Raw genomic sequence first — 13,618 nt, forward strand, 5'->3', positions numbered from 1 at the left:
ATAGCACGACGGGACAGGCCATGCCACAGTTCAGTGGCAAGGCGTGAAGACGCTATGCGACAATCCGGCCCTGCGCCGCTTGCTCAGCCTGGCGCGGGCTTTGTCGGCACAAGACAGCAAGAAAATGTAGAAAATCAGTCGCCAGATTGACGCCCGGCACTGACGCTCCGTTTCGCCTTCGCAAACCCGCGATCCGAGGCGAGGAACCGCTCCAGCATCGGCACGACGAGCTTCTGCGGCGGAACTGCAGTCTCCTGTCCGCCGCCCATGCCGCTGCGGCCGAGCAGTTCGCCATAAAGCGCCAGATCCCTGTGCAGGCCGGCGGGCAATTCGACGGCCATCTTCACCGGGGTATCATCCACGATCGGTCCCAGCTTCAGCTTCGTCATGGTGTCATCCTCCTCCGTTCCCGAAGACCAAATCTCGGCTCACGAGAATCCTGACCGGGAATCCCGGCCGGATGGTGAGCGTCGGCGCGACCTGCAACTGGCGCTGGACGATCTGCTGGCCGGCCTGGTCGACGGTGTCCTGGGCGCCGTCGCGGATGGCGCGGATGAGCCGGTCCTCCTCGTCGCCGGCGGCGAGTTCGGTGCCCACCGCCAGAATGGTCGAGAGCCCGGCCGCCTTCATCAGATCCCACCAATGGTAATCGACCCCGTCCTCGAGCCCGGCGTAGCCGGACGCATCGGCGCCCGGCAGGCGCTCCAGCACCAGCGAGCGGCCATCGGGAAAGATCAACCGGTTCCAGACGAGGAGAACGCGGCGCTGGCCGAAGGCGACGTCATTGTCGTATTCGCCGATGACCCGCGTGCCCTGCGGGATCAGCAGGATCGAGCCGGTCGGGCTGTCGTAGACGGGTTGCGTGACCTGGGCCACGATCTGGCCGGGCAGGTCGGAACGGATGCCGGTGATCAGCGCCGCCGGGAGCACCGATCCGGCCTGCAGGACATAGGGCGAGGCCGGCGGCTCGATGCGATCCGGGGCAACGGTGATGCGATCCGCGGCAGCGCCCAGGAACGCCGCGTGCCGGTCCTGCGCGCCTGCAGCCTCGGGCTGCCCCATGGGGTCATAGCCACCAGGAGGTTGAACGGCGTTGGCTCCACCACCATCCGATCCACCTGCAGGCCGCGGCCCACCCTGAAAGAACACGCCGCTGAGCCGCGCCGCCTCTTCTTCCGCCAGCCGCTGCTGCTCCGCGGCATCCATGGCGGGCGCGGCCTCGAGCGGGGCTGCGATGTCCGGCGCCGGCACTGGCTCGCCGCGATTGCGGGCATTGAGGATCGGGCGGCCGAGATCGCCGGGCAGCGCCGGTCCGAGCGCGGGACCGGCATAGTCGCGCGGCAGTTCGGCCAGCCCGTCGGCGGTGGCGCGGTTCTCGGTGGAAAACAGCTCCTCGCCGCCGCGCTCCACATCCTTGCCCTGCAGCGCATGGATCAGCGCGGCACCGATGCCGAGCGCGGCACCCCCGGCCATGCCCGCCAGCACTTTTCGCGAGAGCCGGGTGACGCGGGGCGGCTCGGCCCGCAGCCGCATCGGTGCGGCGGCAGATTCCTTCTCGCTCATGATCACGATCCCTGCTGGGTTTTAGCGCCAACGTGCCCGCTCGCCGGCGCAACAGCCTGCTGCGCTGGCGGCAACCGATGGATCCGGACCACCTGCTGGCGCTTGCGGCTACCCAGTCGCAGTTCGGCGGCGGCGAAGATGCGGTCGACGATCAGCACATTGCCATGGACGCGGCTGTTGACGATCTCCGGCGCGCCGTCGGTGCCGATGACGAAGAGAGGCGGCATCTCGCCTTGCGCGATGCCGGACGGGAAGACGACATAGACCCGGCGGCCATCGTCGAAGACCGAGACCGGCCGCCAGGGCGGGCTCGTGCCCACGATCTGCAAGCCGTAGCGGTGGTTGCGCGCGGCAGCCGCAGGAATCGCCGGTGTCATGGGCATCGCCCGCCGCTGCGTGGCTGTGGACGAGGAGGTTTCCGGATAGTGCCACGACACCGCCGGCATCCAGGTCTCCTCGCCGGCGCGCAGTTCCAGCATGTAGCTGCGCCGGTCGGTGGCGATGACCAGATTGGTGGTGATCTCAGACCGTGTCGGCTTGACCAGCACATGCACGCGGCGGGACGCGCCGCTGCCACTCTCGGTATCGCCGATGATCCAGCGCGCGGTGTCGCCGGCGGCGATGGGACCGGTTCCGGTCAGCCGCTCGCCCGGCTCCAGCGCAATATCGGTGATCTGTCCCGGCGCGGCATAGACCTGATAAAGCGCGCCCTCGGACCAGGGATAGACCTGGATGGCATTGTAATAGCCCTCGCGGCGCGGCTCCACCCGGGCCGCGAGATTGGCATTGGCCACCCGGCCGGTGGGGTTCTCCGCCACATTGCCGCCTTTCGCTGGCGTCCAGCCCGGTGGCACATGCAGCGGTTTCGGGGCAGGGTCAGCCTGAACGGCAGCGGGCGGCGACGGCAGCGGCGGGACATGGTCGTCGTAACTGAACTGCGGGGCCTTGCTGGTAGCGCAGCCCGCCAGCACGGTGGCCGACAGCAGGACCGCGGCCAGCATGCATCCGGGCAAACGCTTCACCGGATTCCCGGTCGCTCCTTCGGTGAGAACGATGCTCATTGGCTCATCTCCCGCGACCAAGAGATCGCATTGACGTAGATGCCGAGGGGATTGGCGCGCAGGGCGTCGGCCGTGCGGGGCGTCTGGATGACGATGGTCAGGATCGCGGTCCAGCGCTCGGTGGCGGACAGCTGGCCGTTCTCGTAGCGCTTTTCCGTCCAGGCGACCCGAAAACTGTCGGGCGAGGCGCGGATGACGCTGGAGACTTCGACCGAGACCTGCCGCTCGCCCAGGTTGGAGAAGGGATCGCTGCCGCGGGCATGGTCGTTCAGCGCCGCAGCGCCACGGTCGGTGGTCCAGTCATAGGCCCTGAGCCAGTTCTGGCGCAGGATCACCGGATCGGCGGGGATCGACCGGACCTGCTCGATGAAGCGGCCGAGATGCCAGGCGATCTGCGGATCGGTGGGGCGGTAGTCGGCCGCGGCCGGGGCGACAGCCTGAGCCTGACCGAGATCGTCGACCTGCACCACCCAGGGCATCACGGTGCCGCGCGACGATTGCCAGACCAGTGCCGCAGCGAAACCCCCGGCCAGGAACAGGCAGGCGAAGGCCATCAGCCGCCAGTTCCGCGCCTGGACCCGGGCCGAGCCGATGCGCTCGTCCCAGACCTGCGCCGCCTTCTGATAGGGCGTGACCGGTTCCGGGGTCTTGCCGAAATGGGTGGCGGGGCGTTTGAAGAGATTCATGGCTTGTCGCTTTCGGAAAGGGAGACGGAGGCGCCGGGGCCATGGCTGTCGCCGGAGCGCACGGCATGGGCGGTGACGGCTGCGCCCCGGGCAAGTGACTGGCCGCGCATGCGCTGCGCCCAGGCGGGCGCATTGCCGCCGGCACCGGCATTCGAGCTACCAACACCGGCACTCGTGCCGCCAAGCGTGCCTTGCGTGGTCGATCCTCCGGTGCTGGTGAAACCGGCCTTCACGCCGGCTTCGCGGCTGGCATTGAGACTGGCCGCCGCCCGGCGCAGCGGGGTCATGGCGGCGATGCCCGCGCCCTTGCCGACGCCGGCGGCACCGGAGAGTGCGCCACCGATCCCGGATTGCCCGGCGGAGTTGAGGGTATATGCGGTGGAGGCGGCTCCTGCCGTGGCAGCCCCGCCGCGCGCGGTCGCGGCGACGCCCTTGGCGCCGAGCACCGTCGCCCCGCCCGCAGCCAGCGCCGCACCCCCGATGGCGAGGCCGGTGCCGGCGACGGCACCCGCGCCCAGTTGCGGGCCGCCGGAAACCAGCCCGGTGGCGATGCCGGGGCCGAAGATGCCGAGACCCAGCAGGGACAGGGCGGCGAGGACGATGGCCATGGCATCGTCGACGGTGGGGGAAACGCCGCCGAAGCCGGTGGTGAACCGGCCGAACAAGGTGCTGCCGATGCCGATGATCACCGCCAACACCAACACCTTGATCCCCGATGACACGACATTGCCCAGCACCCGCTCGGCCATGAACGCCGTCTTGCCGAACAATCCGAAGGGGATGAGCACGAAACCGGCCAGCGTGGTGAGCTTGAACTCGATCAGGGTGACGAAAAGCTGCACGGCGAGGATGAAGAAGGCGAGGATGACCAGCGCCCAGGCGAAGAACAGGCAGAGGATCTGGATCAGGTTCTCGAAGACCGCGACCCAGCCCATCAGGTCGGAGATGGATTCCAGCAGCGGCCGCCCCGCATCGAGCCCGGTCTGGGCGACGCGGCCGGGACGCATCAGATCGGCGGCGGAAAAGCCGGTGCCCGAGGCCATGAGCCCAAGCCCGGCGAAGCTCTCGAAGACGATCCGGGCGAGGCTGTTCCAGTTGGTGATCAGCCAGGCGAAGACGCCGACGAAGAGGGTCTTCTTGACCAACCGGGCGACGATGTCGTCATCGGCGCCCCAGGTCCAGAACAGGGCGGCCAGGGTCACGTCGATGACGATCAGGGTGGTGGCGATGAAGGCGACTTCGCCGCCCAGCAGCCCGAAGCCCGAGTCGATATAGCTGGTGAAGACAGCCAGGAACTCGTCGATGACCCCGGTGCCGCCCATGGATGATCACTCCGCTTCGGGCGAAGTGGATGGGCCGAACGATGCCGGAGCAGGATAGCGCCCTAGAAACCGGTCGCGGGTCTCGGCCCAGATCGCGAGGCATTCGGCGTCCTTGGCTGCGGCCTCGCCCATGCGCTGGCAGCGCCGCTGATCGGCGCGTAGCGGATCTTCCGGCTGCGACCGATCTTCCCGCCCGGGCAGCGGCGGCAGATCGCCGCTCCGTTCCATCCGGATCAGCGTCACGGTCATCACGATCGCCAGGAACAGGATGGCAATGAGCCGGGCCATCGCCTTGCCTCCCATGGTTGCGCCGCCTCGGGTTTCAGTTGTTGAACATCCGGGCATTGCCGGGCTGGTAACCGCTGCCGGGCGTCAGAAAGCGTTCGCGCTGGATGCGGCCCTGTTCGGCGGCCGTCGCGCGCTCGGCCTCGGTCAGCGCCTCGGTCCTTCCATTGGCCGAGACCACGGCGATCAGGTCCGAGATCTGCTGGGACTGGAGCGCGAGCAGCTGGTTGCCGGCCTGGGTGGCCTGCAGCGCGCCGACGGCATTCTGACTCTCATCGACCAGCGTCGCCATCTCCTCGCGATTGCTGTCGATATTGCCGGTGACGCCGGCCTGGACGCGCATGGCGTCCTGCAAGCCACCGATGCTGTTCTGCCAGCGGGTCCGGGCATCGGCGATGATCTGGGCGTCGCTCGCGGTCGGGGAGAGGGTGCCGTAGTCCTGCTGGAACATCCGGTCGATGTCCTGCACGTCGAAGGCGATGTTCTGTGCTTCGTCCAGCAGCTGTTGCGTGCGTTGGACATTCTGCTGCAACTGCTGCAGCGAACTGTGGGGCAGGCTTTCGAGATTGCGGGCCTGGTTGATCAGCATCTGCGCCTCGTTCTGCAGCGAAGCGATCTGGTTGTTGATCTGCTCCAGCGTCCGCGCCGCGGTCAGCAGGTTCTCGGCATGGTTGGTCGGATCGTAGACGATGCGCCCGAACCCGCCGAAGAAGGCGTGGGCTGGCGTCGCAAGGATCGGGGCCAGCGCCAGCGGGGCGGCAAGGGTGAGCGCCAGCAGCGAGGTGCCGACGACGCGGGGCATGCGGGTTCGTGTCATGGAAGAATCTCCTCTGTGGCGTCAGTGGGTGCGGGTTCCGGTTCAGCCGGAACGGAATCGTCTGGTTCGCGGGCGGTGGTGGCGTCGATGTCGGCGTCAGCGGGCACGGGCTTCGAACCACTCGGTTCAAAAAGGGGCACGCCAACCTCATTGGGAGCCAGATTGTCGAGATCCGGGATCAGTTCCGCCGCCCAGTCGACGCCGCGCGCCTTGAGCCAAGCAGCGAGAAAACCGTTGCGGCCATGCTCGGCGAGGATGCTCGAGATCAGCGCCTGATCGGACTTCGAGGATGCAGTGCAGAGCGCGAGGCCGACCTCAGAGAGCCCCAGCTCGAACAGACGGTTGCCGCGCCGGGACTGGCAGTAATAGTTCCGCTTCGGCGCCGCCCTTGCGAGGATCTCGATCTGGCGGTCGTTCAGCCCAAAGCGGCGATAGATGGCGGTGATCTGCGGCTCGACGGCGCGTTCGTTCGGCAGCAGCAGCCGAGTCGGGCAGCTTTCGATGATTGCGGGCGCGATGGCGGAATTGTCGATGTCGGACAGGCTTTGCGTCGCGAAGACGACCGAGGCGTTCTTCTTCCGCAGCGTCTTCAGCCATTCGCGCAGTTGCTCCGCGAAGGCATCGTCGTCCAGCGCCAGCCAGCCCTCGTCGATGATCAGCAGCGTCGGGCGGCCATCGAGCCGGTCGCCGATGCGGTGGAACAGATAGGACAGAACCGCGGGCGCCGCGCTGGTGCCGACCAGCCCCTCGATCTCGAAGGCCTGGACATCGGCCGCGCCGAGATGCTCGCCCTCGGCGTCAAGCAGTCGGCCATAGGGGCCGCCAACGCAATAGGGCCGCAGCGCCTGCTTCAACTCGTTGGATTGCAGCAGCACGGCGAGGCCGGTGATGGTGCGCTCCCCGACCGGGGCCGAGGCCAGCGAGATCAGCGCCGTCCAGAGATGTTCCTTCACCTCCGGGGTGACCGCGATGCTCTCGCGCGAAAGAATGGCGGAGATCCAATCCGCCGCCCAGGCCCGCTCGGCGGTCTCATGGATGCGGGCCAGCGGCTGCAGGGCGACGGAAGCCTCGTCACCCTCGCTCAGCCCGCCGCCGAGATCGTGCCAGTCGCCGCCCATCGCGAGCGCGGCGGCGCGGATGCTGCCGCCGAAATCGAAGGCAAAGACCTGCGATCCTTCGTAGCGCCGGAATTGCAGTGCCATCAGCGCCAGCAACACCGACTTGCCCGCGCCGGTCGGGCCGACGACCAGCGTATGGCCGACATCGCCGACATGCAGCGAGAACCGGAACGGCGTCGAGCCCTCGGTACGCCCGTAGAGTAGCGGCGGCGCGTCGAAATGCATATCCCTCGCCTCGCCGGCCCAGACGGCAGAGAGTGGGATCATGTGCGCCAGATTCAGCGTCGAGATCGGCGGCTGGCGGACATTGGCATAGGCGTGGCCGGGCAGAGAGCCGAGCCAGGCGTCGACGGCATTGACCGTCTCGATCATGGCGGTGAAATCTCGGCCCTGAACGATCTTCTCGATCAGCCGCAGCTTCTCGTCGGCGACGCGGGCGTCCTCATCCCAGACCGTGATCGTCGCCGTGACAAAACCCATGCCGGCGATGTCTGCCCCAAGTTCCTGCAGTGCCATGTCGGCATCGGCGGCCTTGTTCGCCGCGTCGGTGTCCACCAGCGCCGCGGGTTCGCTGGTCATGACTTCCTTGAGGATGGCCGCGATACTCTTGCGCTTTGCGAACCATTGCCGCCGGATCCCGGTCAGCAGCCGGGTCGCATCCACCTTGTCGATCAGGATGGCACGGGTGGACCAACGATAGGGGAAAGCGATGCGATTCAGGTCGTCGAGAATGCCGGGCGTGGTGGCACCCGGAAAGCCGGTGATGGTCAGCACCCGCAGATGCCGGTCGCCGAGGCGCGGCTCCAGCCCGCCGGTCAGCGGCTGATCGGCCAGCAGCGCATCCAGATAGACCGGCACCTCCGGTACCCGCACCCGCTGCCGGTTGGTCGAGATCGTGGAATGCAGGTAGGTCAGCGTCCCGGCATCGTCGAGCCAGGCGCATTCCGGCATGAAGCCGTCCAGCAGCGCCAGCATCCGGTCGGTGCGGTCGGCAAAACCCCGCACCTGTTCCCAGGGGTTCACGCCTGTGGTCTCGCGGCCCTCATAGAGCCAGGATTCGGATCGCGCGGCTTCCTCGGCGGGCGGCAGCCAGAGGAAGGTCAGGAAATAGCCGGAAACGAAATGGCTGCCTTCCTGCTCGAATTCCGCCTTGCGCTCGGCATCGACCAGCGCCGAGGCCGGATCGGGGAAGGTGCTATCGGGATAGGTCGCGGCCTCAGACCGCTGCGCCTCGACGAAGATCGCCCAGCCGGAGCCGAGGCGGCGAAAGGCATTGTTGAGCCGTCCGGCCACTGCGACCAGCTCGGCCGCGACGGCAGAATCCAGATCGGGACCGCGGAACCGGGCCGTGCGCTGGAACGAGCCGTCCTTGTTCAGCACGATGCCCTCGCCGATCAGCGCCGCCCAGGGCAGGAAATCGGCGAGACGGCTGGTGGTGCGACGGTATTCGGCGAGGTTCATCATGACCGGGCTCCCTCAGACCTCCAGCCGCCCAGGCAGGCGCAGATGGCGGCGCGCGACCTCGACGAAGAGCGGGTCGCGTTTCGCCGCCCAGACCGCCGCGACATGGCCGACGGCCCAGATCAGGAGACCCGCGAGCCAAAGCTGCAGCCCAAGGCCCACGGCCCCGGCCAGGGTGCCGTTCAGGATTGCGACACTTCGGGGTGCTCCACCGAGCAGGATCGGCTCGGTCAGGGCGCGATGCACCGGGACCGAGAAGCCCGGTATCGTATCCAGCTGTTCGAACGTCGCCGACATCACACCAGCGCCCCGCCGCCGAAGCTGAAGAAGGACAGGAAGAAGCTGGAGGCGGCGAAGGCGATGGAGATGCCGAAGACGATCTGGATCAGGCGGCGGAAACCGCCGCCGGTATCGCCGAAGGCCAGCGTCAGGCCGGTGACGATGATGATGATCACCGCCACGATTTTCGCCACCGGCCCCTCGATGGAATCGAGGATCGATTGCAGCGGTGCTTCCCAGGGCATCGAGGAACCGGCGGCATGTGCGGCCGGAGCGATGAACAGACTGACATAGAGCGCGGTCGCCGCCGTCGCGACGTAATGACGGATGTGCAGGGCATGGCGGATCATTCTGGTTCTCCAGTATCTTGTGGGGTGTCGGCGTCAGGAATGACGGAAGCGATGCGGTAGTCGCCCTCCGGCCCAAGCCCAGCGATGCGGGCCAGTTCGACCAGCTCGCGCGCGGAACCGCGCCCGGCGAGAACGGCAACGAGATCGATGGTTTCCGCGATCATGGCGCGCGGCACCGTGACGACGGCCTCCTGGATCAGCTGTTCGAGGCGGCGCAGGGCGCCGATTCCCGATCCGGCATGGATGGTGCCGATGCCGCCGGGATGTCCGGTGCCCCAGGCCTTGAGCAGATCCAGCGCTTCGGACCCGCGCACCTCGCCGATCGGGATACGGTCGGGACGCAGCCGCAGCGATGAGCGCACCAGGTCGGACAGGCTGGCGACGCCGTCCTTGGTCCGCATCGCCACCAGATTGGGCGCCGCGCATTGCAACTCGCGGGTGTCCTCGATGATCACCACCCGGTCCTGCGTCTTCGCCACCTCGGCCAGCAGCGCGTTGGTCAGGGTGGTCTTGCCGGTCGAGGTGCCGCCGGCGACGAGGATGTTGGCGCGGGTCGCGACCGCGAGACGTAGCGCCTCGGCCTGCATCCGGGTCATGATACCCGAGCCGACGTAGTCGTCGAGGGTGAAGACAGCGACAGCGGGTTTGCGGATGGCGAAGGCTGGGGCCGCGACCACGGGCGGCAGCAGACCCTCGAAGCGTTCTCCGGTTTCCGGCAATTCGGCGGAAACGCGCGGGCTGCGGGCATGGACCTCGACGCCGACATGATGCGCGACCAGCCGGATGATGCGCTCGCCGTCGGCCGGGGACAGGATCTGGCCGGTCTCGACCAGCCCGTCGCGCAGCCGGTCGACCCAGATCCGGCCGTCCGGGTTCAGCATGACCTCGACGATCTCGGGATCGCGCAGCAGGGACGAGATGGCAGGCCCCAGCGCGGTGCGGAGCATGCGGACACCGCGCGCTACCACTGCCTGTCTGTGGTCTGGACCTGCCATCCCGTCCCCCGTTCCTCCGGGGCGGCGAGAGAAGATCCCCGGATGGGGTCGACTAAAAGAGCCTCAAAACAGGTTCGCGCAACAGCTAACTTTCTGAAATCGTGGTGGATCGTAGGGGAGCGAAAAAATACAGGAGACCTGCGGCAAGGATTTTCTGCGCAGGCGGCACAGGGTAGCTTCCGATGCCTCTCACACTTCCGGGCGAAGCGCCTCCAGGAAAGTCTTCAGAACCGGATTGTCGTTCCCCGGATGCCAGCAGGCGACGTAGCCGATCCGGGTCGCGCCATTGGCGTCATGAACCGGCCGGAACACCGCACCCAGCCCCGTCAAACCGCTCGCGCATTCGCATTGCAGGCTGATGCCCTCACCCGCTCCGACCAGGCTGAGGATGCTCTCGCGGCTGACGTGCAGGTTGACGATCTCGGGGCTGTCCGATGGCGCTGCGAGTTTGCCGATCAGGATGTTGCGGATGTCAGGACCAGGATCCTGATGCGAGATCAGAAGGCGTTCTCCTTTCAGGTCCGACCAGTAGACGAACGGTTTTTCAGCCAGCGGATGGCTTTCAGGCAAAACAACCACCAACTGCTCGGTGCCGATCGCCATGGTGTGAAGCACCGGGCACCGATCCGGATCGCCGAGGATGACCGCGACGTCCAGCTTGCCCGAATGGATATCGGCCATCAGTTCGACGAAGGGCGCTTCCAGCAGATCCAGGCCGATGTCGGGATGGTTTTCGCGGAAGCGGCGCAGGATGAAGCGCAGGTTGCCCGAGGACAGCGATTTGTAGAAGCCTAGCATGACGCTGCCTCGCCTGCCTTGGACAGCGGCCTGCGTGCGGTCGGTCAGGTGCTGGAGATCGTTCAGGATGCGTCCGGCCATGACCGTGAAATCCTCGCCGACGGGAGTCAGAGTTGCCCCTGCTGTCGAGCGGTCGAACAAGGCAACGCCAAGCTCTTCCTCGAGTTCGCGGATCCGTCGGCTTACGACCGGCTGCTGGACCTCCAGTTCCAGCGCGGCGGCGCTGAAGCTGCCATTGCGGGCTGTCGCGACAACATATCGGAGATGCCGAAGATCCATACGCGCTATTGTCTCTGTCGATAGATCCCGAAACGGGGCGTTTAAGGGCGATGCTTATAAATCGCGGGATCTCGAGTCGGCGTGCAGCATTAGGAAAATTTCGAGCGTGTACTGATATCGCCTAGCCCGTCTGGCGGTACAGAGTACCGTCACGCCGTCTATGACCTCTGTTTCAGGGCCAGCCGAGCCAAGCTGCGAACTGTTGCCTGTTCCTGAAGCGCTTCCGGTAGGCCGGCTGTTGCATTCGAACGACACAACGCGGCGCTTGGATCAGGGGATCCTTACGATCGAGTTCTGATGGTGCGCACGGCCAGTAGTGGCAGCCACACCTTTATTCTTTTGAGCAAGGCGATAATTCATCGAAGAACGGCAGGACGGTATTGTGCCGAAACGTCGTCTTTCTCGATATCTGCAGGCTGTCTCGCCTTGGTCTTCGCAAGATCAACGAGCGGCTGGAACCGCGCCGTGAAGAAGCGCAGCACCTTCGGCTCGTGGATCATCTCCAGACCGGCGATCCTGCCCCGGCGCTTGTAGACGGCGATGCACGCCTCGGCGACCGTGTCGAGATGCGCGTAGGTATAGACCCGCCGCGGAAGGGTCAGCCGCACCAGTTCCAGCTTGGGCCGATGATGGTCGCCGGTTTCGCGATTGCGGCCGGCCGAGACGATCCCCCGTTCCATGGCGCGCACTCCCGATTCGACATAAAGCTCGGCAGCCAGGGTCTGGGCGGGGAAACGGTCCTGTGCCACATGCGGCAGGAAGGCCCTGGCGTCGATGAAGACGGCGTGGCCGCCGGTCGGTTTCACCACCGGGATGCCGGCTTCGTCCAGCTTGTCGGCCAGATAGCGGCACTGCGCCACGCGGTGATGGATATAGTTGTAATCGACCGACTCGACGATGCCGCGGGCCATCGCCTCCATGTCGCGTCCGGCCATCCCGCCATAGCTGGGCATCCCCTCGAACAGCACGACCAGTTCCGAGGCCTTCTGGTAAAGCTCCTCGTCGTTCATGCACAGGAAGCCGCCGATATTGACCAGGCAGTCCTTCTTGCCGCTCATCGTGCAGCCGTCGGCATAGGACATCATCTCCTTGAGGATCGCGGCAATGGTCACGTCCGCATAGCCCTCCTCGCGTGTCTTGATGAAATAGGCGTTCTCGATGCAGCGGGTGGCGTCATACATCACCTTGATGCCGTGCGCGGCGCACAGCTTGTGGACGGCGCGCATGTTGGCCATGCTGACTGGCTGGCCGCCGGCAAGGTTCACCGTGACCGCGAGGCACAGATAGGGGATGCGCTCGGCGCCGACCTCGGCGATCAGCCGCTCCAGCTTGGACAGGTCGACATTGCCCTTGAAGGGCAGGTCGAGCTGCGAATCATGCGCTTCGTCGACGATGATATCGACGAAGGTCGCGCCGTTGCGCTCCTGATGCGCGCGCGTGGTGGTGAAGTACATGTTGCCCGGCACGCAATCGCCCGGCTTGATCATGATCATCGACAGTAGGTTCTCGGCACCGCGGCCCTGATGCGTCGGCACGATGTGGCGGAACCCGTAATATTCGCGCACCACCTCTTGCAGGTGCAGGAAGTTCCGGCTGCCGGCATAGGCCTCGTCGCCCAGCATCATGCCCGCCCATTGGTTGTCGCTCATCGCGGTGGTGCCGCTGTCGGTCAGCAGGTCGATCATGCACTGGTTCGAGCGCAGCAGGAAGGTGTTGTACCCGGCCTCGGCGATGAAGCGTTCTCGCTCGGCCTTGGTGGTGACGGAGATCGGTTCGATCACCTTGATCTTGTACGGCTCGGCGACGTAATGTTTGGTCATTTCTCTCTCCCTTAGGGCCGCATATCCTGCGGCGTGGTTTCCGTGACGAAGGTGGCAAGTGCGGTGATGTCGGTTACGACGATCTCGTGCGTGTCGCTCTCGAGCAGGCCGGCGCGCTTCATCGCGCTTATCGTGCGGCTGACGGTCACGCGATGCAGGCCCAGCAGGTCGCCTATGTCGGCGTGCGACAGCGGCAGCCGCTCCGAACCGCGCGCCAGGTACAGGCCATAGAAGAACCGGGCCAGCCGCTGGGGCACCGACAGGAAGGTGATCTCCTCGACCTGCGTCGACATCACGTAGCACTTGGCGGCAAGATTCGAGATCAGCGCGACGCTGACGGCGGGATGGCGGGGCAGCAGCTCCTCCAGCACCACCCGGCGAGAGAACTCGTAGGCGACGCAGGGCTCGATCACGGTGATGTGGTGCATGTAGGGGTGGTGGCCGAACATCGCCGCTTCGCCGAGGGTCGAACCCGGCCCGCTCAGCCACAGCGTCCGTTGCAGGCCGGTCTCGCTGGCGGCGGCGACCTTGATCGTGCCCGAGCGCAACAGGAAGATGCTTGCCACCGCGTCCTCGGGCCGCTGGACGACGAAACGCGCGTTCCACGTCACCTTACGGCCGAGATGCAGCGCGTCATTCCAGCCGCTCTGGTCCCGAAACTCGATCCAGGGCACGATGGGGAGTTGATTCACCTCGTCGGCATGAGTCCGCATGACCATGGCTTCATTGCCTCCCGCACCCCTACTGCAGCTATTTCCCAGGATCGGGCGTGCAGTGGTAATCC

Annotated in this window: 14 protein-coding genes; all 14 read right to left on the reverse strand. The window is 66.3% G+C overall.

Annotation, left to right across the window (positions count from 1 at the left end; translation table 11 throughout):
- Positions 1-134: 134 nt before the first annotated feature.
- The 14 genes from IT40_RS17345 to IT40_RS17410 all read right to left on the reverse strand — a co-directional run bounded on the left by IT40_RS17345 (position 135) and on the right by IT40_RS17410 (position 13,547).
- Complete coding sequence (locus tag IT40_RS17345) at positions 135-389, reverse strand: DUF2274 domain-containing protein (RefSeq protein ID WP_036757818.1); 255 nt, start codon at positions 387-389, stop codon at positions 135-137.
- 4 nt (positions 390-393) lie between these two features.
- The gene (locus IT40_RS17350; protein WP_036757820.1) at positions 394-1,563 is read right to left on the reverse strand and encodes a TraB/TrbI/VirB10 family type IV secretion system protein; all 1,170 of its coding nucleotides are present in this window, start codon (positions 1,561-1,563) and stop codon (positions 394-396) included.
- A gap of 2 nt (positions 1,564-1,565) precedes the next feature.
- Complete coding sequence (trbG, locus tag IT40_RS17355) at positions 1,566-2,564, reverse strand: P-type conjugative transfer protein TrbG (RefSeq protein WP_052096099.1); 999 nt, start codon at positions 2,562-2,564, stop codon at positions 1,566-1,568.
- A gap of 56 nt (positions 2,565-2,620) precedes the next feature.
- Positions 2,621-3,310: a conjugal transfer protein TrbF gene (gene trbF / locus IT40_RS17360; protein WP_036757821.1), complete on the reverse strand. Its 690-nt coding sequence runs from the start codon at positions 3,308-3,310 to the stop codon at positions 2,621-2,623.
- A complete protein-coding gene (trbL, locus tag IT40_RS17365; RefSeq protein ID WP_036757822.1) occupies positions 3,307-4,632 on the reverse strand; it encodes a P-type conjugative transfer protein TrbL in 1,326 nt (441 codons plus the stop codon). The genes trbF and trbL overlap by 4 nt, the downstream gene beginning before the upstream one ends.
- Positions 4,633-4,638: 6 nt before the next feature.
- On the reverse strand, positions 4,639-4,935 hold the full coding sequence (trbK-alt, locus tag IT40_RS17370; protein ID WP_036757824.1) for a putative entry exclusion protein TrbK-alt: 297 nt from the start codon (positions 4,933-4,935) through the stop codon (positions 4,639-4,641).
- Positions 4,936-4,954: 19 nt separating this feature from the next.
- Positions 4,955-5,734, reverse strand: a complete 780-nt coding sequence (gene trbJ, locus IT40_RS17375; RefSeq protein WP_036757826.1) for a P-type conjugative transfer protein TrbJ — start codon at positions 5,732-5,734, stop codon at positions 4,955-4,957.
- Positions 5,731-8,316 carry a conjugal transfer protein TrbE gene (trbE, locus tag IT40_RS17380; RefSeq protein WP_084197240.1) on the reverse strand — a complete coding sequence of 862 codons (2,586 nt, stop codon included), beginning with the start codon at positions 8,314-8,316 and terminating at the stop codon, positions 5,731-5,733. The genes trbJ and trbE overlap by 4 nt, the downstream gene beginning before the upstream one ends.
- Before the next feature lie 12 nt (positions 8,317-8,328).
- Positions 8,329-8,610: a VirB3 family type IV secretion system protein gene (locus IT40_RS17385; RefSeq protein ID WP_036757827.1), complete on the reverse strand. Its 282-nt coding sequence runs from the start codon at positions 8,608-8,610 to the stop codon at positions 8,329-8,331.
- Complete coding sequence (locus IT40_RS17390) at positions 8,610-8,942, reverse strand: TrbC/VirB2 family type IV secretion system protein (RefSeq protein WP_036757828.1); 333 nt, start codon at positions 8,940-8,942, stop codon at positions 8,610-8,612. The genes IT40_RS17385 and IT40_RS17390 overlap by 1 nt, the downstream gene beginning before the upstream one ends.
- Positions 8,939-9,889, reverse strand: coding sequence for a P-type conjugative transfer ATPase TrbB (gene trbB, locus IT40_RS17395; protein WP_243700197.1), 951 nt, complete (start codon positions 9,887-9,889; stop codon positions 8,939-8,941). The genes IT40_RS17390 and trbB overlap by 4 nt, the downstream gene beginning before the upstream one ends.
- 237 nt (positions 9,890-10,126) lie before the next feature.
- The gene (locus IT40_RS17400) at positions 10,127-11,014 is read right to left on the reverse strand and encodes a LysR family transcriptional regulator (RefSeq protein ID WP_036757830.1); all 888 of its coding nucleotides are present in this window, start codon (positions 11,012-11,014) and stop codon (positions 10,127-10,129) included.
- A gap of 356 nt (positions 11,015-11,370) precedes the next feature.
- Complete coding sequence (locus IT40_RS17405; RefSeq protein WP_084197242.1) at positions 11,371-12,834, reverse strand: tyrosine phenol-lyase; 1,464 nt, start codon at positions 12,832-12,834, stop codon at positions 11,371-11,373.
- 11 nt (positions 12,835-12,845) lie between these two features.
- Entirely contained in the window at positions 12,846-13,547 is a 702-nt protein-coding gene (locus tag IT40_RS17410; RefSeq protein WP_166443850.1) for a Crp/Fnr family transcriptional regulator, read from the reverse strand.
- Positions 13,548-13,618: the final 71 nt, after the last annotated feature.

The sequence above is a fragment of the Paracoccus versutus genome (assembly GCF_000763885.1).
In the GTDB taxonomy this organism is placed as follows: Bacteria; Pseudomonadota; Alphaproteobacteria; order Rhodobacterales; family Rhodobacteraceae; genus Paracoccus; species Paracoccus versutus.